Source organism: Streptomyces sp. NPDC107500, from assembly GCF_055582785.1.
Genome location: NZ_JBVJPF010000008.1, coordinates 556,433 through 577,175 on the forward strand (window position 1 = coordinate 556,433; position 20,743 = coordinate 577,175).

The 20,743-nt window shown below is 70.6% G+C and carries 21 protein-coding genes; 14 read left to right on the top strand and 7 right to left on the bottom strand.

The window, feature by feature from the left end; translation table 11 throughout:
- The first annotated feature begins 74 nt into the window (after positions 1–74).
- The 3 genes from pstC to pstB are packed head-to-tail and all read left to right on the top strand — an operon-like array spanning position 75 to position 2,966.
- Positions 75–1,085 (top strand): phosphate ABC transporter permease subunit PstC, encoded by a 1,011-nt coding sequence (gene pstC / locus ACZ67M_RS31825; RefSeq protein ID WP_361366338.1) that lies wholly within the window; start codon positions 75–77, stop codon positions 1,083–1,085.
- Complete coding sequence (gene pstA / locus ACZ67M_RS31830; protein WP_361366335.1) at positions 1,082–2,140, top strand: phosphate ABC transporter permease PstA; 1,059 nt, start codon at positions 1,082–1,084, stop codon at positions 2,138–2,140. The genes pstC and pstA overlap by 4 nt, the downstream gene beginning before the upstream one ends.
- Before the next feature lie 49 nt (positions 2,141–2,189).
- Positions 2,190–2,966: a phosphate ABC transporter ATP-binding protein PstB gene (gene pstB / locus ACZ67M_RS31835; RefSeq protein ID WP_064728640.1), complete on the top strand. Its 777-nt coding sequence runs from the start codon at positions 2,190–2,192 to the stop codon at positions 2,964–2,966.
- Positions 2,967–3,176: 210 nt separating this feature from the next.
- On the opposite strand, the gene pitH is transcribed toward pstB, so the two are convergent.
- Both pitH and ACZ67M_RS31845 read right to left on the bottom strand, forming a co-directional pair.
- The gene (gene pitH / locus ACZ67M_RS31840; RefSeq protein ID WP_451854875.1) at positions 3,177–4,175 is read right to left on the bottom strand and encodes a low-affinity phosphate transporter PitH; all 999 of its coding nucleotides are present in this window, start codon (positions 4,173–4,175) and stop codon (positions 3,177–3,179) included.
- A 7-nt stretch (positions 4,176–4,182) separates the two neighbouring features.
- Positions 4,183–4,803 (bottom strand): DUF47 domain-containing protein, encoded by a 621-nt coding sequence (locus tag ACZ67M_RS31845; RefSeq protein ID WP_122621147.1) that lies wholly within the window; start codon positions 4,801–4,803, stop codon positions 4,183–4,185.
- Between the two features lie 230 nt (positions 4,804–5,033).
- On the opposite strand from ACZ67M_RS31845, the gene ACZ67M_RS31850 reads away from it, so the two are divergent.
- Positions 5,034–5,411: a metal-sensitive transcriptional regulator gene (locus ACZ67M_RS31850; RefSeq protein ID WP_385800956.1), complete on the top strand. Its 378-nt coding sequence runs from the start codon at positions 5,034–5,036 to the stop codon at positions 5,409–5,411.
- Here ACZ67M_RS31850 and ACZ67M_RS31855 read toward each other — a convergent pair.
- Complete coding sequence (locus ACZ67M_RS31855; RefSeq protein ID WP_007451049.1) at positions 5,397–5,561, bottom strand: hypothetical protein; 165 nt, start codon at positions 5,559–5,561, stop codon at positions 5,397–5,399. The two genes, ACZ67M_RS31850 and ACZ67M_RS31855, sit on opposite strands and share 15 nt — an antisense overlap.
- 77 nt (positions 5,562–5,638) lie before the next feature.
- Positions 5,639–6,544, bottom strand: a complete 906-nt coding sequence (locus tag ACZ67M_RS31860) for an SCO4651 family lipoprotein (protein ID WP_469853796.1) — start codon at positions 6,542–6,544, stop codon at positions 5,639–5,641.
- Between the two features lie 88 nt (positions 6,545–6,632).
- Here ACZ67M_RS31860 and ACZ67M_RS31865 point away from each other — a divergent pair, with 88 nt between their 5' ends.
- A complete protein-coding gene (locus tag ACZ67M_RS31865) occupies positions 6,633–6,803 on the top strand; it encodes a hypothetical protein (protein WP_393789195.1) in 171 nt (56 codons plus the stop codon).
- A 236-nt stretch (positions 6,804–7,039) separates the two neighbouring features.
- Positions 7,040–8,629 carry an FAD-binding oxidoreductase gene (locus tag ACZ67M_RS31870; protein ID WP_392016073.1) on the top strand — a complete coding sequence of 530 codons (1,590 nt, stop codon included), beginning with the start codon at positions 7,040–7,042 and terminating at the stop codon, positions 8,627–8,629.
- 19 nt (positions 8,630–8,648) lie between these two features.
- Here ACZ67M_RS31870 and ACZ67M_RS31875 read toward each other — a convergent pair whose 3' ends face one another.
- Together ACZ67M_RS31875 and ACZ67M_RS31880 are read right to left on the bottom strand one after the other, a co-directional pair.
- On the bottom strand, positions 8,649–9,359 hold the full coding sequence (locus ACZ67M_RS31875; protein WP_361366324.1) for a phosphatase PAP2 family protein: 711 nt from the start codon (positions 9,357–9,359) through the stop codon (positions 8,649–8,651).
- Positions 9,360–9,565: 206 nt separating this feature from the next.
- Positions 9,566–10,510: a C40 family peptidase gene (locus tag ACZ67M_RS31880; RefSeq protein WP_382809288.1), complete on the bottom strand. Its 945-nt coding sequence runs from the start codon at positions 10,508–10,510 to the stop codon at positions 9,566–9,568.
- 480 nt (positions 10,511–10,990) lie between these two features.
- Between ACZ67M_RS31880 and ACZ67M_RS31885 the strand changes: the two genes are divergently transcribed.
- The 6 genes from ACZ67M_RS31885 (at position 10,991) to ACZ67M_RS31910 (ending at position 18,065) form a co-directional block, all read left to right on the top strand.
- On the top strand, positions 10,991–11,299 hold the full coding sequence (locus tag ACZ67M_RS31885; protein WP_055417641.1) for a hypothetical protein: 309 nt from the start codon (positions 10,991–10,993) through the stop codon (positions 11,297–11,299).
- A 167-nt stretch (positions 11,300–11,466) separates the two neighbouring features.
- Positions 11,467–12,270, top strand: coding sequence for a DUF8175 domain-containg protein (locus ACZ67M_RS31890; protein WP_469853782.1), 804 nt, complete (start codon positions 11,467–11,469; stop codon positions 12,268–12,270).
- Entirely contained in the window at positions 12,260–13,594 is a 1,335-nt protein-coding gene (locus tag ACZ67M_RS31895; RefSeq protein WP_469853783.1) for a hypothetical protein, read from the top strand. Before ACZ67M_RS31890 ends, ACZ67M_RS31895 begins: the two co-directional genes overlap by 11 nt.
- Complete coding sequence (locus ACZ67M_RS31900; protein WP_361366315.1) at positions 13,591–15,150, top strand: SCO6880 family protein; 1,560 nt, start codon at positions 13,591–13,593, stop codon at positions 15,148–15,150. The genes ACZ67M_RS31895 and ACZ67M_RS31900 overlap by 4 nt, the downstream gene beginning before the upstream one ends.
- Before the next feature lie 12 nt (positions 15,151–15,162).
- On the top strand, positions 15,163–16,575 hold the full coding sequence (locus ACZ67M_RS31905) for an ATP-binding protein (RefSeq protein WP_361366312.1): 1,413 nt from the start codon (positions 15,163–15,165) through the stop codon (positions 16,573–16,575).
- A gap of 23 nt (positions 16,576–16,598) precedes the next feature.
- Positions 16,599–18,065: a type IV secretory system conjugative DNA transfer family protein gene (locus ACZ67M_RS31910; RefSeq protein WP_467322914.1), complete on the top strand. Its 1,467-nt coding sequence runs from the start codon at positions 16,599–16,601 to the stop codon at positions 18,063–18,065.
- A 9-nt stretch (positions 18,066–18,074) separates the two neighbouring features.
- On the opposite strand, the gene ACZ67M_RS31915 is transcribed toward ACZ67M_RS31910, so the two are convergent.
- Positions 18,075–18,635 (bottom strand): GNAT family N-acetyltransferase, encoded by a 561-nt coding sequence (locus ACZ67M_RS31915; RefSeq protein ID WP_469853784.1) that lies wholly within the window; start codon positions 18,633–18,635, stop codon positions 18,075–18,077.
- A gap of 94 nt (positions 18,636–18,729) precedes the next feature.
- On the opposite strand from ACZ67M_RS31915, the gene ACZ67M_RS31920 reads away from it, so the two are divergent.
- Together ACZ67M_RS31920 and ACZ67M_RS31925 are read left to right on the top strand one after the other, a co-directional pair.
- Entirely contained in the window at positions 18,730–19,986 is a 1,257-nt protein-coding gene (locus ACZ67M_RS31920; RefSeq protein WP_469853785.1) for a sensor histidine kinase, read from the top strand.
- Positions 19,983–20,651, top strand: a complete 669-nt coding sequence (locus tag ACZ67M_RS31925) for a response regulator (RefSeq protein ID WP_469853786.1) — start codon at positions 19,983–19,985, stop codon at positions 20,649–20,651. Before ACZ67M_RS31920 ends, ACZ67M_RS31925 begins: the two co-directional genes overlap by 4 nt.
- Positions 20,652–20,743 lie beyond the last annotated feature (92 nt).

Below are 20,743 nucleotides of genomic sequence, written 5' to 3' on the forward strand. Positions count from 1 at the left end.
CACCGCCGCCAGGAGCCCCCGACGGGCTCCGCCCGAGCCGCCGCGTACGACGGCTCCGCAGACCGGAGAACCCGATGGACATAACCACGGACACCCAGAAGCCGACACCCTCCCCCACGCCACCGCCCACCACCCCCGGGGACAAGCGCGCCGCCCGCGGCGCCACCCGCCCCGGCGACCGGATCTTCCTCGGGCTCTCCCGCGGGTCCGGCATCCTGGTGCTGGTCATCATGGCCGCCATCGCGGCCTTCCTCACCTACCGCGCGATCCTCGCGATCAGCAAGGACGAGGCCAACTTCTTCACCACCTTCGAGTGGAACCCGAGCGGCGTCCCCGCCGAGTTCGGCATCGCGGTCCTGGCCTTCGGCACCATCGTGTCGTCGATCATCGCCATGGTCATCGCGGTCCCGATCGCGGTCGGCATCGCGCTGTTCATCACGCACTACGCACCGCGCAGGCTGGGCGGCCCGATCGCGTACGTGATCGACCTGCTCGCCGCCGTGCCCTCGATCGTCTACGGCCTGTGGGGCGCGCTCGTCCTCGTGCCGCACCTGAACGGGCTCTACGGCTGGCTGGACCAGTACCTCGGCTGGACCGGGATCCTGGAGTGGAACGGCGGCGCGCCGCGCTCGCTGTTCACCGTGGGCATCCTGCTCGCGATCATGATCCTGCCGATCATCACCAACGTCAGCCGCGAGGTCTTCCGGCAGGTCCCGCGCATGCACGAGGAGGCCGCCCTGGCCCTCGGCGCCACGCGCTGGGAGGTCATCCGGATGTCGGTGATCCCCTTCGGCCGCTCCGGCGTCATCTCCGCCTCGATGCTCGGCCTCGGCCGCGCGCTCGGCGAGACCATGGCCGTCGCGATGGTCCTCTCGCCGACCTTCGACATCAGCCCCAGCCTGCTCGACCCGGGCGGCGGCACCTTCGCGCAGAACATCGCCAGCAAGTTCAACGAGGCGACCGTGATGGGCCAGGACGCGCTGATCGCCTCCGGCCTGGTGCTCTTCGTGATCACCCTGGCCGTCAACGGCGCGGCCCGCATGATCATCGCCCGCCGCAAGGAGTACTCGGGGGCCAACGCATGAGCCACGCAACCCTTACCCCCAAGAGCCGCAGCTCCCTGCGCGGCGCGACCCTGCCCAAGTGGTTCCCCTGGGCGGTCGCCGGCGGCTCGGTCCTGGCCGGCCTGGGTATCAGCGCCGCGGCCGGGCTGAACAGCAGCATCCAGTGGGCGCTGATCGCCGCGGTGCTCTTCGTCGCCGGCTCGTACGGCATCTCGGCGCGCGTCGAGGGCGTGCGCCAGGCCAAGGACCGGGTGGCGACCAGCATGGTCTGGGTCGCGTTCCTGATGGCGCTGATCCCGCTGCTCTCCCTGATCTGGGAGACCGTGAAGCAGGGCGTGAAGGTCCTCGACGGCTACTTCCTCAGCCACTCGATGGGCGTGGTCGCCGACAGCGAGCCCGGCGGCGGCATCTACCACGCCATCCTCGGCACCCTGGAGCAGGTCGGCCTCGCCACCCTGTTCTCCGTGCCGATCGGCGTGCTCACCGCGATCTACCTGGTCGAGTACGGCCGCGGCCGGCTCGCCAAGGCCGTCACCTTCTTCGTCGACGTCATGACGGGCATCCCGTCGATCGTCGCGGGTCTGTTCGTCCTCAGCCTGTGGGTCCTGATCCTCGACATGGGCCCGTCCGGCATCGCCGGCTCCTTCGCCCTGTGCATCCTGATGATCCCGGTGGTCGTCCGGTCCACCGAGGAGATGCTCAAGCTCGTCCCGAACGAGCTGCGCGAGGCGTCGCTCGCCCTGGGCGTGCCCAAGTGGCGCACGATCATCAAGGTGGTCCTGCCGACGTCGATCGGCGGCATCGTCACCGGTGTCATGCTGGCCGTCGCCCGCATCACCGGCGAGACGGCCCCCGTGCTGCTGCTGGTCTGGGGCACCGACTTCATCAACGCGAACCCGTTCCAGGATCCGCAGGAGTCGCTGCCGATGTACATCTACCTCCAGTACAGCGCGGGCTCCGACCCGGCCTACGACCGTGCCTGGGCGGCGGCCCTGACGCTCATCGCGTTCATCATGATCCTCAACCTGGCGGCCCGCGGCATCGCCCGCTGGAAGGCCCCGAAGTCCGGTCGCTGACGCGGCCAAGGCGACAACAGTCAGCGACCCGAAAGAAGCAGTGATTTCCATGGCCAAGCGCATAGATGTCAGCGGCCTCAACGCCTACTACAGCTCCTTCCTGGCCATCGAGGACATCTCGATGACCGTCGAGCCCCGCTCCGTGACGGCCTTCATCGGCCCGTCCGGCTGCGGCAAGTCCACCTTCCTGCGCACGCTCAACCGCATGCACGAGGTCACCCCGGGCGGCCGGGTGGACGGCAAGGTCATGCTGGACGACGAGAACCTCTACGGCGCCGGCATCGACCCGGTCGCCGTGCGCCGCGAGGTCGGCATGGTCTTCCAGCGCCCGAACCCCTTCCCGACGATGTCGGTGTACGACAACGTGGCGGCGGGCCTGCGCCTCAACGGCAAGTACAAGAAGTCCCAGCTGGACGATGTCGTCGAGAAGTCCCTGCGGGGCGCGAACCTCTGGAACGAGGTCAAGGACCGCCTGAACAAGCCGGGCTCCGGGCTCTCCGGCGGGCAGCAGCAGCGCCTGTGCATCGCGCGGGCGATCGCGGTCGAGCCGAACGTCCTGCTCATGGACGAGCCCTGCTCCGCCCTCGACCCGATCTCCACCCTCGCGATCGAGGACCTGATCGGCGAGCTGAAGGAGCGCTTCACGATCGTCATCGTGACGCACAACATGCAGCAGGCGGCGCGCGTCTCCGACCGCACGGCGTTCTTCAACCTGGCGGCCGTCGGACAGCCCGGCAAGCTGATCGAGATCGACGACACGGAGCGCATCTTCTCCAACCCGTCGGTCCAGGCCACGGAGGACTACATCTCCGGCCGCTTCGGCTAGACACGCCTCCCGATCCCCTCGCGGTGCTGCATGGCGGTGCCACCGCGAGGAGCACAAGGGCCCGCCCCCGAAAACGGGGGCGGGCCCTCCTACAAGAGCGCCCAGCTGCGGGCAGTCGTGCCGCTGGGGCGGCACGGGTGGGCGCAGCGGCACCCGGCCAGCGCCGGCCCGCGACACCCACCCCGGGCGCCACGCACGCGGCTTCACGCCCTACAGAAACGCCCAATTCACCAGCCAGAACGACACCGCGGCCACCACCGCGGCGGCCGGCATGGTGATGAACCAGCCCATGATGATGTTGCGCGCCACGCCCCAGCGCACGGCGTTCACCCGCTTCGTGGCCCCGACACCCATGATCGACGACGTGATGACGTGCGTCGTGGAGATCGGCGCGTGGAACAGGAACGCCGACCCGAACATGATCGACGCACCGGTCGTCTCCGCGGCGAACCCCTGCGGCGGATCCAGCTCGATGATCTTGCGACCCAGCGTCCGCATGATCCGCCAGCCACCGGCGTACGTCCCCGCGGACAGCATCAGCGCGCAGGCGATCTTCACCCACACCGGGATCGGGTCGCCGTAGTCCTCGACGTCGGCGATGACCAGCGCCATCACCACGATGCCCATCGTCTTCTGGGCGTCCTGCAGACCGTGGCCCAGCGCCATGCCCGCCGCCGACACCGTCTGCGCGATACGGAAACCGCGCTTCGCCTTGTGCGGGTTGGCCCGCCGGAACATCCACATGATCGCGGTCATCACCAGATAACCGGAGACCAGGCCGATGACCGGCGACAGGAACATGGGGATGACGATCTTGTCGACGACCCCGTGCCAGTACACGGTCGTGCTCCCGGCGAGCGCGGCCCCCACCATGCCGCCGAACAGCGCGTGCGAGGACGAGGACGGCAGACCGAAGTACCAGGTGATGAGGTTCCACACGATCGCGCCCACGAGGGCGGCGAAGAGGATCCCCATCCCCTTCGAGCCCTCGGGCGTCTCGATCAGCCCCTCGCTGACGGTCTTGGCGACCCCGGAGCCCATGAACGCGCCGGCGAGGTTCATGACGGCGGCCATCGCGAGCGCCGCCCGGGGCGTCAGCGCACGCGTCGACACGGACGTCGCGATCGCGTTCGCCGAGTCGTGGAAGCCGTTGGTGTACGTGAAGAAGAGCGCGACCCCGATGGTCACGATCAGAGCGAAGGTGTCCATGAAGAGGTCAGGACTCCTTGACGGCGATGGTCTCCACCGTGTTCGCCACGTGCTCGAAGGCGTCGGCCGCTTCCTCCAGCACATCCACGATCTGCTTGAGCTTCAGCACCTCTATTGCCTCGTAGGTGCCGTTGAAGAGGTGGGCGAGCAGCTTGCGGTGGATCTGGTCGGCCTGGTTCTCCAGGCGGTTGACCTCGATCCAGTACTCGGTGAGGTTGTCCATGGTGCGCAGGTTCGGCATGGCCTCGGCGGTCAGCTCGGCAGCCCGCGCCAGCACCTCGATCTGCTGCTCGACGCCCTTCGGCAGCTCCTCGACGTTGTAGAGGACGACGAGGTCGACGGCCTCCTCCATGAAGTCCATGATGTCGTCGAGGGACGACGCGAGGTTGTAGATGTCCTCGCGGTCGAAGGGCGTGATGAACGAGGAGTTCAGCTGGTGGAAGATCGCGTGCGTGGCGTCGTCACCCGCGTGTTCGGCGGCCCGCATACGCTCTGCGATCTCGGCCCGGGCGGATGCGTCCGCCCCGAGCAGTTCCATCAGGAGTTTCGAGCCCGTGACGATGTTGTCCGCGGAGGCGGCGAACATGTCGTAGAAGCTCGTCTCCCTGGGGGTCAGACGAAAGCGCACGTGGGGTCCTCGGGGTGCATGGGTTTCGGTCAGGCTGATGCTAGGCGCATCATCCGGCCACGGCTAACGGGCCGTCCCCCAGTGTCGCCCATCAGGCAGAGTGATGAGCAGGGGGGCGACGTCGGGGCTCTGCGAAGGGCCCCTTACCCAGGAAAGTTCGTTACCATATACCCGTCAGGGGTATATGTCTGCAACCCCCCGGATCCCCCGGAATCCAACAGGAGGACGCGATGACGACCACCGAGGCCGGCGCGGGTGCGTCCTCCGCCGCCGTGGAACAGGTGGAGACGGACGGCACGGAGATCGTGACCGACCACGACCGCGGCATCCACGGCTACCACAAGCAGAAGGACGAGCACCTCAAGCGCCTGCGCCGCATCGAGGGCCAGATCCGCGGCCTGCAGCGCATGGTCGACGAGGACGTCTACTGCATCGACATACTCACCCAGGTCTCGGCCTCGACGAAGGCCCTCCAGTCCTTCGCGCTGCAACTCCTGGAGGAGCATCTGCGCCACTGCGTCGCCGACGCGGCCCTCAAGGGCGGCACCGAGATCGACGCCAAGGTGGAAGAGGCGACGAAGGCCATCGGACGGCTACTGCGCACGTGAGCGTTCCTCGGCCACGCGCAGCACCTCGTCGATGCTCTCCAGGCTGAGCCGCTCCCGGGCGGCCGACGCAGCGATGATCAGCTCACCGCACAGCTCGATCTCGGCGAGGGCCACGTGGTCCTGAACCGCCGTGCCGCCGACCGGAGCCACACCCGTCACCTCGTCTCTGCCGTCACCGGCTTCCTAGAGTAGGGAGCGGCCTACGCACCGCGCATGGCACGGAAGGGCTAGTTCTTGCCGTCCGCCGCCTCATCCGCGGGCCCGTCCGCCGCCTCACCCGGCTCCGCCGCGATCCGGCCGGCGTAGATGTCCCGCTCCTCGGGCAGCCGTACGCGGACGGCGGTGCCGAAGCCGAAGAGCAGCGTCGTCGAGGCGACGGCCACGGTGCCCTCCTCGCGCCCGTTGACGAAGCTGAAGCGCTGCCGGAGCTTGCGGATGCGCCCCTCGTCGTCAAGGTAGGCGTCGAACGGCACCTCGGCGGTGGCGAACCCCTCGGCCGCCGCGGCCAGCGCCTCCTTGTTGCCGTCCGAGGCACCGCGCGCCGCCCGCGCGAGATCGGCCGTCCCCCGGTAGTGCCGCACCGCCGTCCCCGCGACCTCGGTGCGCTCCACGAACGTCGCCCGGTGCGTGCCGCGCAGCACCTCGGCGGCGGCGAAGGGGTCCGTCGCCCCGCCGGTGACCAGGTTCCCGTCGGACAGCGAGGCGGTGTCGACCCGCACCCACTTGTCGTCGGGCACGCCGGCGCCCCGGTTCTTCATGAACAGCGCCCCCGGCGCGAGCAGCTCGGTGATCGGCCGATGCTCGCTCGTCCCCGCCGGGTCCTGCGGCAGCCGCACCTTCAGCCGCCCGAGCCGTGCGTCGAAGTCGTACACCCCCTCGCCGCGGATGGTCACCCGGGTCCCGCCGCTGGCCATCTCCATCGCGGTGCGCGCCTTGGCGCTCCCGGCGGCCACCAGCCGGTCGGCCGCCTGGTGCAGCACGGCGACCGGATCACCGCCGTCCGCCCCCTGCGCGGTGGACCCCGGCCCGGAGCACGCGGCACCGGTCAGACACACGCAGACGACACCCCCGGCCAGGGCGAGCCCACCGCCCGCCCCCGTCCTGCCCCGCCGCTCCCTCTCCCGCCCGACCATCGCCACCTGCCCCAAGCCGTCCCGCCCGTTCCGGACCCCCTGCCGTCCCGGTTAACGAGGGGCAGGCGACCCCGGTAACGTTGCGGGCGTGGCGCAACAGGACGGCATCGAAGCCCCCGGGGACGCCCCGGAACACCTCACGACGACGGTCGAGCAGGGCCCGTTCTGCCTGGCCCGCTGCACCTGCGGCTGGCGAGGCCCGGCCCGAAGAGCCAGAAGCCAGGCCCGCACGGACGCGAAGTCCCACACCCCGGCGTAGCTGCGGGCAGTCGTGCCGCTGGGGCGGCACGGGTGGGCGCAGCGGCACCCGGCAAGCGCCGGCTCGCGACACCCACCCCAGGCCCACCAACGCGACGGCACCCGCCGCCCACCGCCGGCCCGCGGCACCCACCCCGTCCCCACGCCGGACCACCCGCCAGGCCCACCCGGTGGAACCCCAACCCCCACACCCCCGTCTCCTCCCAAGACCCCCCCCCACGGGACCGCGGAGGCGACATGCACCGGCGCACATTCCTAGGCGGCTCCGCAGCCGCCGCCCTCACCGCAACCACGGCCTCGGCCTGCACGGGCGCAAGCCCCGGCACGGACCCCGGCCCCGGCCGCCCCGGCCCGGCGAAGAACCCCCAGACCACCCCCCGCCTCACCCACACCGCGACCTCCACCCGCACCCCCACCCCCGCCTCCTGGACGGCCCTGGCCAAATCCCTGGACGGCCCCCTGATCCGCCCCGGCGACCGCGCCTGGCAATCGGCCCACCGCCTCTACAACACCCGCTTCGACACCCTCAAGCCGACCGCCGTCGCCTACGCCGCCCACCCCGACGACATCCGCACGGCCCTCTCCTACGCCCGCGCCCACCACGTCCCCGTGGCCATCCGCAACGGCGGCCACTCCTACGCGGGCTGGTCCTCCGGCGACGGCCGCCTGATCATCGACGTCTCGAAACTCAACCGCGTCCGGGCGAGCGGCAACGAGGCCACGGTCGGCGCCGGCGCCAAGCTCATCGACGTGTACCGCGCCCTCTCCGCGAAGGGCGTCACCATCCCCGCCGGCTCCTGTCCCACCGTCGGCGTCTCCGGCCTCACCCTCGGCGGCGGCCACGGCGTCGTCTCCCGCGCCTACGGCCTGACCTGCGACAGCCTCACCCGGGCCACCCTGATCACGGCGGACGGCAAGCAGATCACCGCCGACGCCACGAACGGCCACAAGGACCTGTTCTGGGCCCTGCGCGGCGCCGGCAACGCCAACTTCGGCATCGTCACCGAGTTCCAGTTCCGCACCCACCCGGCCCCCCAAGCCGTGACGGCGTACCTGACCTGGCCCTGGCGCAGGGCCGCCGCGGTCGTCCGCGCCTGGCAGGAGTGGGGGCCGGACCAGCCCGACGAGATCTGGTCGTCCCTCCACCTGGCCGCCGCCCCCGGCCGCACGCCCACCGTCTCGGTCGCCGCCTTCTCCCTGGGCGGCTACCGCGAACTGCAGAACGCCGTGGACCGCCTGGCCGGCCGCATCGGCTCATCCGCGAGCAAGGTCTACCTCAAGCGGCGTTCGTACGAGGAGTCGATGGAGATGTACGCGGGCTGCTCGTCGTTCTCCACCGACGCCCGCTGCCACCTCCCGGGCTCCACCCCGGGCCGCTCGCCCGAGGGCGGACTCGGCCGCGAGACGTACGCGGCCCGCTCGGACTTCTTCGACCGCTCGATCCCGGCGGACGGCATCCGCGCGCTGCTCTCCCGCCTCACCTCGGTACGCGGCGGCGCCGGCAGCATCGCCTTCACCGCGCTCGGCGGCGCGGTGAACCGCGTCTCCCCGACGGCGACCGCGTTCGTGCACCGCCGCTCCCGGACGCTGGCCCAGTACCTCGTCTCGTGGCGGCCGGGCACGAGCGGCACGGACGCCCAGTCCTGGCTGGCCGCCGCCCACAAGTCGATGCGCCCGTACGCCTCGGGCGCCGCCTACCAGAACTACACGGACCCGACCCTGACGGACTGGCGGAAGGCCTACTACGCGGACGCGGCCCCGCGCCTGGCGAAACTCAAGCGCCAGTACGACCCGGACCGCGTCTTCAACAATCCCCAGGCGCTCTGAAGAGGCGCCCGCGTACGCCCTAGGCGGCGAGATCCCGCTCGCCCGCCCCGGCGCTCTCCTTGCGCGCCCCGGGGATCACGGCATCGCGCCCGGCCGCGCCCTCCCGGCCGCGCGCGCTGACCAGCCACCCCACCCGGGGCGACCGCTCGATCGCGCGGGTCAGCGGGGTGAGCAGCGCCATGGCGAGCGGCGACAGCAGCAGCGCGACGGCCGTGCCGAGGGCGAAGCCGCCCACGACGTCCGTCGGATAGTGCACGCCCATGTAGACCCGGGCGAAGCCGCCGAAGAGCGCGAGCACGATGGCGGCGATCCCGAACTTGCGGTGGGCCACGAACAGGGCGACGGCCAGCGCCATCACGAGCGTGGCGTGATCACTGACGAAGGAGAAGTCGTTCTTCCCGTCGACCAGTACCTCGAGCCCGTCATGCGTCTTGAAGGGCCGGGGGCGCTCCACGAAACCCCGTATCGGGACGTTGATCAGTACCGCGACACCGGCCGCGAGCGGCGCCCACACGAGGGCCGCCACGTTGGAGGCCGCGTCCTCACCGCCGCGCCGCCGCACACCCCACCAGCACCAGAGCACCAGCAGCACGATCGCGAACAGCAGTCCGTACTCACCGACGAACTCCATGACCCGGTCGAACCAGTGCGGCGCGTCCTTGGCCAGGCCATTGATGTCGTAGAGCAGCTCGACGTCGGGGTTCGACCCGGATTCGGCGAGTCCAGCCATGGTGCTGCGGCCCCTTCGTCATGTCCTCCGGCGCGCCGAACGCGCGCCTCTTGCGCCACCCCCGTGGTCACCTACACGCACACAGGAACGCACGGCCCCCGTTGATACGTTCCACACTCCACTGAATGATCACGCAGACGTTATCGAAGAGAAACACGTCGCCGCAGCTCAGGGCAGGGTTTCACGCTGGGTTCAAACCCTCGCATTCACACCGTGGTGGGCAGCGCTTTCGCGCCATCCTCGGTCACCCGCGTGGCCCCGAAGTAGTCGGGGGTGTCGATCGGGTCGAACCGGATCACAGCACCCGTGCGCGGTGCGTCGATCATGTAGCCGCCGCCGACGTAAATCCCCACATGCCGGATGGCCCGGGAGTTGGTGAGATCGTCCGAGAAGAACACCAGGTCGCCGGGGAGCAGTTCGTCCCGCGAGGGATGCGGCCCCGCGTTGTACTGGTCGTTCGCGACGCGCGGCAACTTGATCCCCACACTCTCGTACGCCGCCTTGGTCAGGCCCGAACAGTCGAACCGCCCGCCCTGCTCGGGCGTCCCGTTCCCGCCCCAGAGATAGAGCGTGCCGAGCTTCTTCTGCGCGTACGCGATGGCCCCGGCGGCCTGCTCCGACGGATCCACCCGCGTCTGGGGCGCCGCGAAGCTCTTCTCCAGGGTGGTGATCACCTTCACGTAGTTCCGGGTCTCCTTGTACGGCGGGACACCCTGGTACTTGATGACCGCGTAGGCCCCCGCGTTGTAGGAGGCCAGCATGTTCTCGGTCGGATTCCCGGGCACGTCCTTCACGTAGGACGCGAGGGAGCAGTCGTACGAGGCGGCCGACGGGATCGCGTCGTTGGGATCCCAGACGTCCCGGTCGCCGTCCCCGTCCCCGTCGATGCCGTGGGTCGCCCACGTCCCGGGGATGAACTGCGCTATGCCCTGCGCCGCCGCGTGGCTCTGCGCCTTCGGGTTGAAGCCGCTCTCCTGGTAGAGCTGGGCGGCGAGCAGCGCCGGGTTGATGGCCGGGCAGAGATTGCCCCACTTCTGCACGAGCGGCTGGTAGGCCGCGGGCACCGAGCCCTTGGCGAGCTTCTTCGTCCCCCCGCCGGCGCCTCCCGCGAGGTCGCCGGCGACCAGGTAGACGCCCACGACCAGCAGCATCACGAAGGAGAGACCGGACCCGACGACCACGGTCCCCGCGATCCACGCCTTACGCACCGTCAACCGCCCCTCGTCGTCCAGGAGTCGCCGCCCGGCTCAGTGTAGAGGCGACACCCGCGCGGCGGCCGTCACCGGACGAACACCAAAACGGCCCTTCACCCGACCACCCGTCAGAATCCGCCACCCGGAGTCGAAGACGGCCTGAAAGGGCCTAACGACCGAACCATCCGCCAGGTTTCGCTCACGCATCGTTGCCCCTCGTGACCTGCTGTGATACACAGAGTGACGATACGACACTTCGTACTCCGTCACGCGCCTCCCTGAGCACCCGGCGTGAAGCGGTGGCAAGCTATTCGTACGAAACCCGCCAATCAATGACGCCAAGTCGACATACGACGGCGGCATTGTCGGCGACAATGAGGCCTGACCTCTGCACGTCCGCAGAGGGCGCGGAACTACCCAACAGGGGCGGTGACTTACATGCTCTTTGCGGCCGACGAGGGAGACATCAACACCATCATCGGGGGGATCGCTCCGGACTGGGGCCCCTTCGGCAGCCTGGGCAACGAGGCCAAGATCATGATCGAGGTGGTGATGGCCGTCGCCATTCTGCTCTGCCTCGGCATCGCCATCTGGGGCGCCGCCAAGCAGCGCATCGGCGCCACCGCGCTGCGCGACACCTTCAGCGCGGAGCAGGGCAAGGGCCTCATCATTGCCGGGCTGACGGGCGTGTTCATCATCGGCTCGCTCGGCACCCTCTTCACCATCGTGTACGGGATGGCCGTGTAGCCCGGCACCCCACGGTCCCTGTCTCCCCCATCCCACCCGCCCGTCGTGCCAACCGGCTGAGGTTGCGTTTCCCTGATGTCGAGTCACCACACCGCGCCCGCGCGGGAACCAGCACGGCTACCGTCGTACTTCTACGGCAGGCACGACGTCGAGGGGGCGTACGCGGCATGAGTCTCGGAGACGACCACCAGTCCTCCGGCGGTTACGGCGGCACCGGTCAGACACGGACCAGACTGCCCGACGCGGACGGGGGGCCGCGGCGCGGCGGCCGCTCGTCCTCGCGGAGCCTGGTCACGGTGGTCGGCGTCGTTGTCCTCCTCATCGCGGCGATCGCCTTCGCGAACCGTGGAGGAGACGATTCCGCATCCCCGGACGACGAGGCGGCCGCCGGCAACCCGAAAACCTCGGCCACGGCCCCCTCCGGCACCCAGCCGGTCCAGTCGGGCTTCGCCCAAGACGACCAGGGCGCGCAGAGCGCGGCGGCGAACTATGCGGTGGTTCTCGTCTCCGCCGACATCCTCAAGCCGGCCCGGCGTGACGAGATCGTGCGGCAGGTCTTCGTGGCCGACAAGCAGGCAGCGCTCGGGGACAAGTTCGACAAGGCCTACAGCAAGCAGTTCCTCAGCTCCATCGGCCTTGACGCGAACGGCAACGCCACGCGTGGCAGCACCTACGTCTCGCGCACCATGCCGATCGGCACCAAGGTCACCCAGTCCACCGATGCCTCCACGACCGTGGAGGTCTGGTGCACCGGGGTGTTCGGCACAGCGGGCGAGAAGACCACCAACCCCGTCAGCAGCGACTGGTTCACCATGACCCTGCAGCTGCGCTGGGTGGACGGCGACTGGAAGGTCGACTCCTTCTCCCAGAAGGACGGCCCCGCCCCGGTCCCCGGAGACAACAAGGCGTCCAGCGCCGACGAGATGTCCAAGGCCGTCCAGGAGTACGGAGGGTTCACGTATGCCCGCTAACCCGCGCCGCGTACTCAAGGTCGCCGCCGCGCTGACCGCCGTACAGGCCACGGCCGTGCTGCTCGCCACCCGGGCCGTCGCCGCACCCACGCCGTCTCCGACCCCGTCGGACGACAACTGCGACCTCATCGTCGGCCCCGCCAAGGACTACTGCGAACGAGGCGAAGGCGGCGGGTCCACCGGAGGTGCCGGCGGGGGCGACTACAGCCCTACCTCCGCCCTCGACCCCCTCTCCTCCCTCGCCAAGGGCTGCGCCAAGGCCGCCTCCTGGACCGTCGACAAGCTCAGCGCCGCCGTCCAGGACACCGCCAACGTCGACTTCACGAACCCGACGTTCCTCCAGCAGTACGCCGTCGTCTTCGCGGCCTCGACGATCCTCACGCTCCTCCTGTGGCTGCTGGCCGTCGCCAAGCGAGCCGTGCGCGGCGTCCCGCTCACCACCGCGCTCTCCGAGGCGATCGGGTTCCTCTGGCTCACCGTCCTCGCGTCGGCGTTCACGCCGCTGATCCTGTACACGGTCGTCTCGGCCACCGACGGCGTCACGGACGTCCTCGCCAAGGCCACCGGCGACCAGACGGACACCTTCTTCGGCACGTTCTCCGGCGCCCTGGAGAAGGGCGAGGACATCGGCGGCGGACCGATCATGCTGATCGTCGTCTCCCTGGTGTCGATCCTCGCCGCCGGCGTCCTGTGGCTGGAACTCGTCATCCGCGCCGCCCTGCTCTACGTCGGCGCCCTGCTCGGCACCGTCGTCTACGCCGGCCTGGTCGACAAGAACCTGTGGGGCCACGTCCGCCGCTGGGCCGGGATCATGATCGCCGTGATCCTCGTCAAGCCCGTCATCGTCATCGTCCTCGGGCTGGCCGGCGCCCTGTCCGCCGACGACGGACCCGACGCCTTCTCGGCCGTCGTCTCCGGCCTCGCCATCATCCTGCTCGCGATCTTCGCCTCGGCCATGATCTACCGCTTCGTCCCCGGCTTCGGCGACGAGATCGCGAACGGCCGCAACAACCGCATCATGCAGGGCGCCGAAGGCAAGGCCGCCGCGGTGATCAGCTCCCCGGCGAACCTCGTCGCCCAGGGCATCAGAACCCACAGCGCCCGCAACAACGGCGACGGCGGCGGCCAGTCCTCGTCCTCCGCGGCCGCCCGCCCCTCGAACCCCGCCTCCGGCGGAGTCGCCGCGCACAGCTCGCGCCCCTCGAACGGCGGCGGCGGAAATGTCCCCTCCGCCGCACCCGCACCGCGCTCCGCCAGCCCGGTGAACACGCCCCACGCCAGCAACACCCGCAACAGCAAGAGCACAGGAGGTGACGGGCGTTGACGACCGAGTCCCACGTGTCCCATCCGGTCACGCCCCGCCGTACGTATCTGATCGGCCGCGCCCGGCCGAACGCGATCGTCGGCCGCAACCGCGAGACCGGAGAGATCGCGCTGATCGTCGTGGGCGCCTTCCTCGGCATGATGTGCGGGCTCCTCGTCCCCGTCCTCTCCCTGCGCATCGTGCTGCTCTGCGGCTTCCCGATGCTCGCGCTGGCCGCCGTCTACGTGCCGTACAAGCACCGGACGTTCTACAAGTGGTTCGAGATCAACCGCAGCTTCAAGCGGACGCTGCGCAACGGCACCACCTACCGCTCCGGCGCCATCGAGGCCGGCACCCGGGCCGACGGGCGTGAGGTCGAGGTCGGCCCACCGCCCGGCATCGGCCGCATCAGCTGGCTGGCGGCGCCCTTCGGCCCCGACGAGATCGCCGTCCTGCTGCACGCCGACCGCAAGACCGTCACCGCCGCCATCGAGATCGAGGGCCCCGGCGTCGGCCTGCGCGACTCCGAGGACCAGGAAGCCCTCGTCGACCGCTTCGGCACCCTGCTCAAGCACGTGGCCAACGGCGACGGCTTCGTCACCCGCATCCAGATGCTGGCCCGCACCCTCCCGGCCGACCCCGACGCGCACGCCAAGGACGTCGCCCAGCGCGGCGACGCCAAGTCGCTGCCGTGGCTCCAGCAGTCGTACGACCAGCTCCAGTCGATGGTGTCGACCAGCAGCGAGCAGCACCGCGCGTACCTCATCGCCTGCATGCACTACAACCGCGACCTGGCCGCCGAGGCCAACGCCATGGCCCGCGCCGCCCGCCCGCAGAACGGGCGCAAGCTGGACCGGGACGCCGGCCTCGCCGTCGTGATGGCGCGCGAGCTGACCGACATCTGCTCCCGCCTCCAGGAAGCCGACATCCGCGTGCGCCAGCCGCTGGGCCAGGGCCGGCTCGCCTCCCTCGTGCACGCCATGTACGACCCGGACCACCCCATCGACCACATCCAGGCGATGACCAAGCGCAACGCCTGGCCGGCCGAGCTGGACGCCATGGAGCCCACCTACCTCCAGGCCAAGACCCGCGAGTCCTCCACCCGCGCGCCCTGGTGCCACGCCACTGCCTGGATCAAGGAGTGGCCGATGACCCCGGTCGGCGTGAACTTCCTCGCGCCGCTCCTCGTCCACACCCCCGACGTCATCCGCACGGTCGCCGTGACCATGGACCTCGAACCCACCGAGGTCGCCATCGAACGCATGCTGACGGAGAAGACCAACGACGACGCCGAGGCGTCCCGCGCCGCCAAGATGAACCGGACCGTGGACCCGCGCGACGTCGCCGCCCACGGCCGTCTCGACCAGCGCGGCGAGGACCTCGCCAGCGGCGCGGCCGGCGTCAACCTGGTCGGCTACATCACCGTCTCCTCCCGCACCCCCGAGGCCCTGGCCCGCGACAAGCGGACCATAAGGGCGTCGGCCGGGAAGTCGTACCTGAAACTGGAGTGGTGCGACCGTGAGCACCATCGCGCCTTCGTGAACACACTTCCGTTCGCCACCGGCATCCGAAGGTAGGGGCTGAGCCAGATGCGGGACCCGCTGTCCGTCCTCACCGAGGCCTTCACGTCCTTCCTCTTCGGGAAGGTGGAGACGACCCGCCTCCCCGTCCGCACCTCCACGGGCCAGGCCCAGGCCGTCTACCTGCCGACCGCCGCACCCGGCCTCGGCGACTCCGGCGTGATCATCGGCCGCGAGGTCTACTCCGGCAAGGGCTACATCTACGACCCCTTCCAGCTCTACGGGCAGCAGCTCCCCGCCCCGCACTGGCTGGTGCTCGGGGAGTCCGGCAACGGCAAGTCCGCGCTGGAGAAGACGTACGTCCTGCGCCAGCTCCGCTTCCGCGACCGCCAGGTCGTCGTCCTGGACGCCCAGGGCGAGGACGGCGTCGGCGAGTGGAACCTCATCGCCGAGGAGCTGGGCATAACTCCCATCCGCCTCGACCCGATGGCCGCCCTGGACCACGGCATCCGTCTCAACCCCCTCGACCCGGCGATCACGACGACGGGCCAGCTCGCGCTGCTCCGGACGATCATCGAGGTCGCCATGGGGCACGGCCTCGACGAGCGCTCGGGCTTCGCGCTCAAGGTGGCGCACGCCTACGTCAACGAGACCATCGTCGAACGCCAGCCCGTCCTCACCGACATCGTCGAGCGGCTCCGCCACCCCGAGCCGGAGTCCGCCGAGGCGATGAACGTCGCCATAGACGACGTGCGGGCCTGGGGCCTGGACGTGGCTCTCGTCCTCGACCGCCTCGTCGACGGTGACCTGCGCGGCATGTTCGACGGCCCGACGACCGTCGGCATCGACCTCGACGCCCCGCTGATCGTCTTCGACCTCTCCCACATCGACCGCAACTCCATCGCCATGCCGATCCTCATGGCCATCGTCGGCGTCTGGCTGGAGCACACCTGGATCCGCCCCGACCGGAAGAAGCGCATCTTCCTGGTCGAGGAGGCCTGGCACATCATCAACAGCCCGTTCGTGGCTCAGCTGTTCCAGCGGCTGCTGAAGTTCGGCCGACGGCTCGGCCTGTCCTTCGTGGCGGTGGTCCACCACCTGTCCGACGTCGTCGACGGCGCGGCCGCCAGAGAGGCCGCGGCCATCCTCAAGATGGCCTCCACCCGGACCATCTACGCCCAGAAGGCCGACGAGGCGCGGGCCACGGGACGCGTCCTCGGCCTGCCACGCTGGGCCGTGGAGATCATCCCCACCCTCACCCCCGGCATCGCCGTGTGGGACGTCAACGGCAACGTCCAGGTGGTCAAACACCTGATCACCGAGACCGAACGGCCCCTGGTCTTCACCGACCGCGCGATGACCCAGTCCTCCGCCGACCTCAACGACGACGCCCTGCGCGCCGCCGAACTGGAGGCGGAGGAACGGGCGGCGGCCTTCATGGAGCAGCACATCGGCGACTCGTCCGAATCGACGGTGGCATAGGAACACGGGGAGGGACCGGACGCATGAGACCGGACGACCACCGCGACCAGCGGCCGGCCCAGGGTGGCATCCCGGACGGCCTGCTGGTCGGCATACTCGCCTTCCTCCTCGGCATGACCCTGCTGGTGTGGACCGCGACCGGCCTGTCCGCCCTGTTCACCCACGGCTCCTGGCCCCCGGGCGTGACCTTCAGCGGCACCCCCCTGGCCATGCGCGAGCTGATCGCCGAGCCCCACGACATCGCCGGCGCCTGGCCGGACACCCCGGCGGGCGCGCTCTCCGGGTACGGGCTGTTCTGGGGGCTGTTCATCGGCCAGATGATGGTGCTGGTCGTCCTGACGGTGTTCGTGATGGGCACGGTGGCCCGGTGGCGGGCGGTACGACACCGACGGCGCGCGGAGGCGGTGGTGGCGCCCGTGCGGGAGCCGGAGCCCGAGCCTGCTCGGGAGCCGGTGCACGAAGTACCGGTCCCCAGGGCACCGGAGCAGCAGACGGTCCCGGAGGTAGAGCCCGTCACTTCTGTGGCCGACGGTGAACGGGTGGGTGGGTGGGAAACAAACCGCGCCGAGGGCGCGGTGCACTACGGCCCCCCGGACACCCGCCACTCAACGGCGACCCGGACCCTTCGTGACGCGGAAGGCGCAGCCCTGGTAGTCACCTCCAACCCGGCCCTCTGGTCGGACACCAAGGACGCCCGCGCCAAGCTCGGCCCGGTCCACCTGTACGACCCCGCCCACCGCTGCGACACCCCCGCCCGCCTCCACTGGTCCCCCACCGCCGGCTGCGAGGACGGACGGACGGCCACGACCCGGGCGGCCGCCCTCCTCGCCCCCATCCGCCCCACCGCCCGCCTCGACCAGGCCGTCAGCGACACCGCCGAACTCCTGCTGCGCAGCTACCTCCACGCCGCCGCCATCGACGGCCGCACCATCCGCCACGTCCACCGCTGGTCCCAGGGCCTCCAGATCCAGGACGCCGTACGCGTCCTCCGCACCCACCCCAAGGCCGCACCCGGCTCCGCGGGCGAACTCGAAGGGGCCCTCACCGCCCATCCCGAACGCCGGGACATGGCACAGCAGTTGACCGCCCGAGCCCTCGCGGCCCTCTCCACGGTCAACATCCGCGAGGCCTGCACTCCCAACCGAAGTGATGCCCTCGCCTTGGATTCCTTCGTCCACGAACAGGGCACCCTTTACGTGGTGGGGGAATCCATCGAGGACCCTCGCACGAGCCCCGGCGCGATGCCGCTGCTGACGGCGCTCGTCTCCAGCGTGGTCGAGCGCGGCCGGCGCATGGCCGAACGGTCATCCTCCGGTCGCCTCGACCCACCAATGACCCTCGTCCTGGACGACGTCGCGGCCGTGGCACCGCTTCCCCAGCTCCCCGAGCTGCTGGCCACCGGCGCGGACCACGGCATGCCGACCCTGGCCCTGCTCCGTTCCCGGGAACAGGGCCGAGCCCGCTGGCCCCACGACGAACTCCCCGTGTAGGGCCCCGCGTCAGCGCTCCAGCACGAACTCCAGCTCGTGGTCCCCGGGCCCGCCCACCAGCGGCACCGTCCGCCCGCTCGCCACGAACCCCGCGTTCCGGTAGGCGCCCTGCGCCCGCCCGTTGTCCGGATGCACGATGAGCCGCACCCGCTCCGCGCCGTTCGCCCACGCCCACTCCAGGCCGACGGCGAACAGCGCCTTGGTCAGCCCGCTCCCCCGCCACTCCGGCCGCACGAACACACCGACGACATGCCCCTGCCGCCGCTCCACGGGGAACCCGGCCCAGTCGGTCGTCCCGGGCTCCTCCACCAGCACGGTCAGCGTGCCGAGCCACAGCCCTCCGGGTCCCACGGCGACGATCTGCTGCGCCTGGCTCTGCCCCTCCGCGGCCATGGCCGCCCGCTCCTGCCAGTAGGAGTCCGGCCGCGCCGCGGCGTCGTCGTACGTCTCCAGATAGGCGAGGTGCGCCAGCGGGTCCCGCAGCGCGCGCAGACGCAGCTCCTTCACGGCGGGCCACTCGTCGGCGCGTATGGAGCGGATCACGTAGTCACCGGGGACCGAGGCACTCATGCGGGCCACCGTAATACCCGGGTACTACACCCCTCACCTCATATACGGCCCCCGGACGGACGCACCCGCCCGCCCCGCCGCCGACCATGGTCGAATGGAGCCCGTGAAGCCCGTCCCGGAAGACCGAGCGGCCGAACCCCTCACCGAGTACGTCCAGCGCGTCACCCGGCGGCTGCGCGCCTTCGACCGCCGCCGTCCGCTCGTGTGGGACCTGCACTTCACCGCGTTCTGGGTCATCGCGGCGCTCACCGACTACGCCGGGGGCGGCTGGCGCCACAACGCCCACAGCCTCGACGTGCCCGGCGGCCTCGTCGTCGCCATGAGCCTCGCCTTCTCGGTCCCCCTCCTCTGGCGCCGCACCCACCCCGTGGCCGTGCTCCTGTGCATGGTCCCGGTGGACCTCGTCAACGCCTGGACCGGCACCGCGCTCCAGGCGGCCCTGCTCCAGCTCGTCCTCGTCTTCCACATCACGCTGCGCCGCCCCCTGCGCTCCCTGTGGTGGGTGACCCCTGTGGTGACCGCCCCGACCGTCGTCACCGCCGCCCGGTACGGCGACGACGGCTCCTGGCACCAGCAGATCGGGGCGATGCTCCTGTCCATCGGCGTGGTCGCCCTTGTCGCGATCACCACCCGGACCCGGCGCGACCACACCGAGGTCCTGGAGGACCGGGCCCACCGCCTGGAGACCGAACGCGACCAGCAGCTCCGGCTCGCCGCGGCCGCGGAACGCACGCGCATAGCCCGGGAGATGCACGACATCATCGGCCACAACCTCTCCGTCATCACCGGCCTCGCCGACGGCGGACGGTACGCCGCCGCCAAGTCCCCCGAGCGCGCCACCCAGGCCCTGGACGCCATCGGCACCACCAGCCGCCAGGCCCTCGCGGAACTCCGCCGCCTGCTGGACGTCCTGCGCGACGACGAACAGGACGGCCCCGCCGAACTCGCCCCGCAGCCCGCCCTCACCGACCTCGACCGACTCCTCGACGGCGTCCGCCGCGCGGGCCTCCCCGTCGGTACGAGCGTCAACGGCCGCGCCGCGCTCCCCGAGGGCCGCCAACTCACCCTCTACCGCGTCATCCAGGAAGCCCTCACCAACACCCTGAAGCACGCCGGCCCCGAGGCCACCGCACACATCGACCTCACCTACGAGGCCGGTGGCGCCGTCACCCTCACCGTCACCGACACCGGCCGGACCACCCCGTCTCCCGCCCACCCCGGCGGCCGCGGCCTTCCCGGCATGCGCGAGCGAACCTCCCTGTACGGCGGCACACTTGAGGCGGGCCCGCGCCCGCACCCCGAACGCGGCTGGCGCGTCCACCTGCACCTACCGGAGGAAATCCCGCAGTGACCACCGTCCTCATCGCCGACGACCAGCCCTTGCAGCGGTTCGGCTTCCGGATGCTCCTGGAGAGCCAGGACGACATGACCGTCGTGGGCGAGGCGCCGGGCGGCGCCGAGGCCGTCCGCCTGACGGCCGAACTCCACCCCGACGTCGTCCTCATGGACGTCCGCATGCCCGGCCTGGACGGCATCGAGGCGACCCGCCGCATCGTGGCGACCGGCGGCCGGACCCGGGTCCTCATCCTCACGACCTTCGACCTCGACGAGTACGCCTACTCCGGCCTGCGCGCCGGCGCGTCCGGCTTCCTCGTGAAGGACGCCCAGCCCGAGGAACTCCTCGCCGGCATCCGGTCGGTGGCCACGGGCGACGCGGTGGTCGCCCCCAGCCTCACCCGCCGCCTGCTCGACGCCTACGTCCACCACCTGCCGGACGCTTCCACAGAGCCCGAAGACGCCCTCGATTCCCGGCTGACCTCCCTCACCGACCGCGAGACCGAGATCCTGCGGGTCATGGGCCAGGGCTGGACCAACACGGAGATAGCGGAGCGCCTGCACCTGGCCGAGTCGACGGTGAAGACCCACGTGGGCCGCATCCTGTCCAAGACCGGTTCCCGCGACCGCGTCCAGGCGGTGATCCTGGCCTATGACACGAAACTGGTGAGATCCTCATAAACGCAGAAAGCCCCGCACCGTTCCCGGTGCGGGGCTTTCATACAATGATTGTTCGGCGGCGTCCTACTCTCCCACAGGGTCCCCCCTGCAGT

Coding starts and splice junctions, on each gene's coding strand:
- ACZ67M_RS31860 (WP_469853796.1), bottom strand. CDS start 6,544: ATGGTCGGGCGGGAGAGGGAGCGGCGGGGCAGGACGGGGGCGGGCGGT.
- ACZ67M_RS31850 (WP_385800956.1), top strand. CDS start 5,034: ATGACGACCACCGAGGCCGGCGCGGGTGCGTCCTCCGCCGCCGTGGAA.
- ACZ67M_RS31910 (WP_467322914.1), top strand. CDS start 16,599: ATGAGACCGGACGACCACCGCGACCAGCGGCCGGCCCAGGGTGGCATC.
- ACZ67M_RS31875 (WP_361366324.1), bottom strand. CDS start 9,359: ATGGCTGGACTCGCCGAATCCGGGTCGAACCCCGACGTCGAGCTGCTC.
- ACZ67M_RS31870 (WP_392016073.1), top strand. CDS start 7,040: ATGCACCGGCGCACATTCCTAGGCGGCTCCGCAGCCGCCGCCCTCACC.
- ACZ67M_RS31890 (WP_469853782.1), top strand. CDS start 11,467: ATGAGTCTCGGAGACGACCACCAGTCCTCCGGCGGTTACGGCGGCACC.
- ACZ67M_RS31895 (WP_469853783.1), top strand. CDS start 12,260: ATGCCCGCTAACCCGCGCCGCGTACTCAAGGTCGCCGCCGCGCTGACC.
- ACZ67M_RS31915 (WP_469853784.1), bottom strand. CDS start 18,635: ATGAGTGCCTCGGTCCCCGGTGACTACGTGATCCGCTCCATACGCGCC.
- pitH (WP_451854875.1), bottom strand. CDS start 4,175: ATGGACACCTTCGCTCTGATCGTGACCATCGGGGTCGCGCTCTTCTTC.
- ACZ67M_RS31885 (WP_055417641.1), top strand. CDS start 10,991: ATGCTCTTTGCGGCCGACGAGGGAGACATCAACACCATCATCGGGGGG.
- pstA (WP_361366335.1), top strand. CDS start 1,082: ATGAGCCACGCAACCCTTACCCCCAAGAGCCGCAGCTCCCTGCGCGGC.
- ACZ67M_RS31920 (WP_469853785.1), top strand. CDS start 18,730: ATGGAGCCCGTGAAGCCCGTCCCGGAAGACCGAGCGGCCGAACCCCTC.
- pstC (WP_361366338.1), top strand. CDS start 75: ATGGACATAACCACGGACACCCAGAAGCCGACACCCTCCCCCACGCCA.
- pstB (WP_064728640.1), top strand. CDS start 2,190: ATGGCCAAGCGCATAGATGTCAGCGGCCTCAACGCCTACTACAGCTCC.
- ACZ67M_RS31880 (WP_382809288.1), bottom strand. CDS start 10,510: ATGCTGCTGGTCGTGGGCGTCTACCTGGTCGCCGGCGACCTCGCGGGA.
- ACZ67M_RS31905 (WP_361366312.1), top strand. CDS start 15,163: ATGCGGGACCCGCTGTCCGTCCTCACCGAGGCCTTCACGTCCTTCCTC.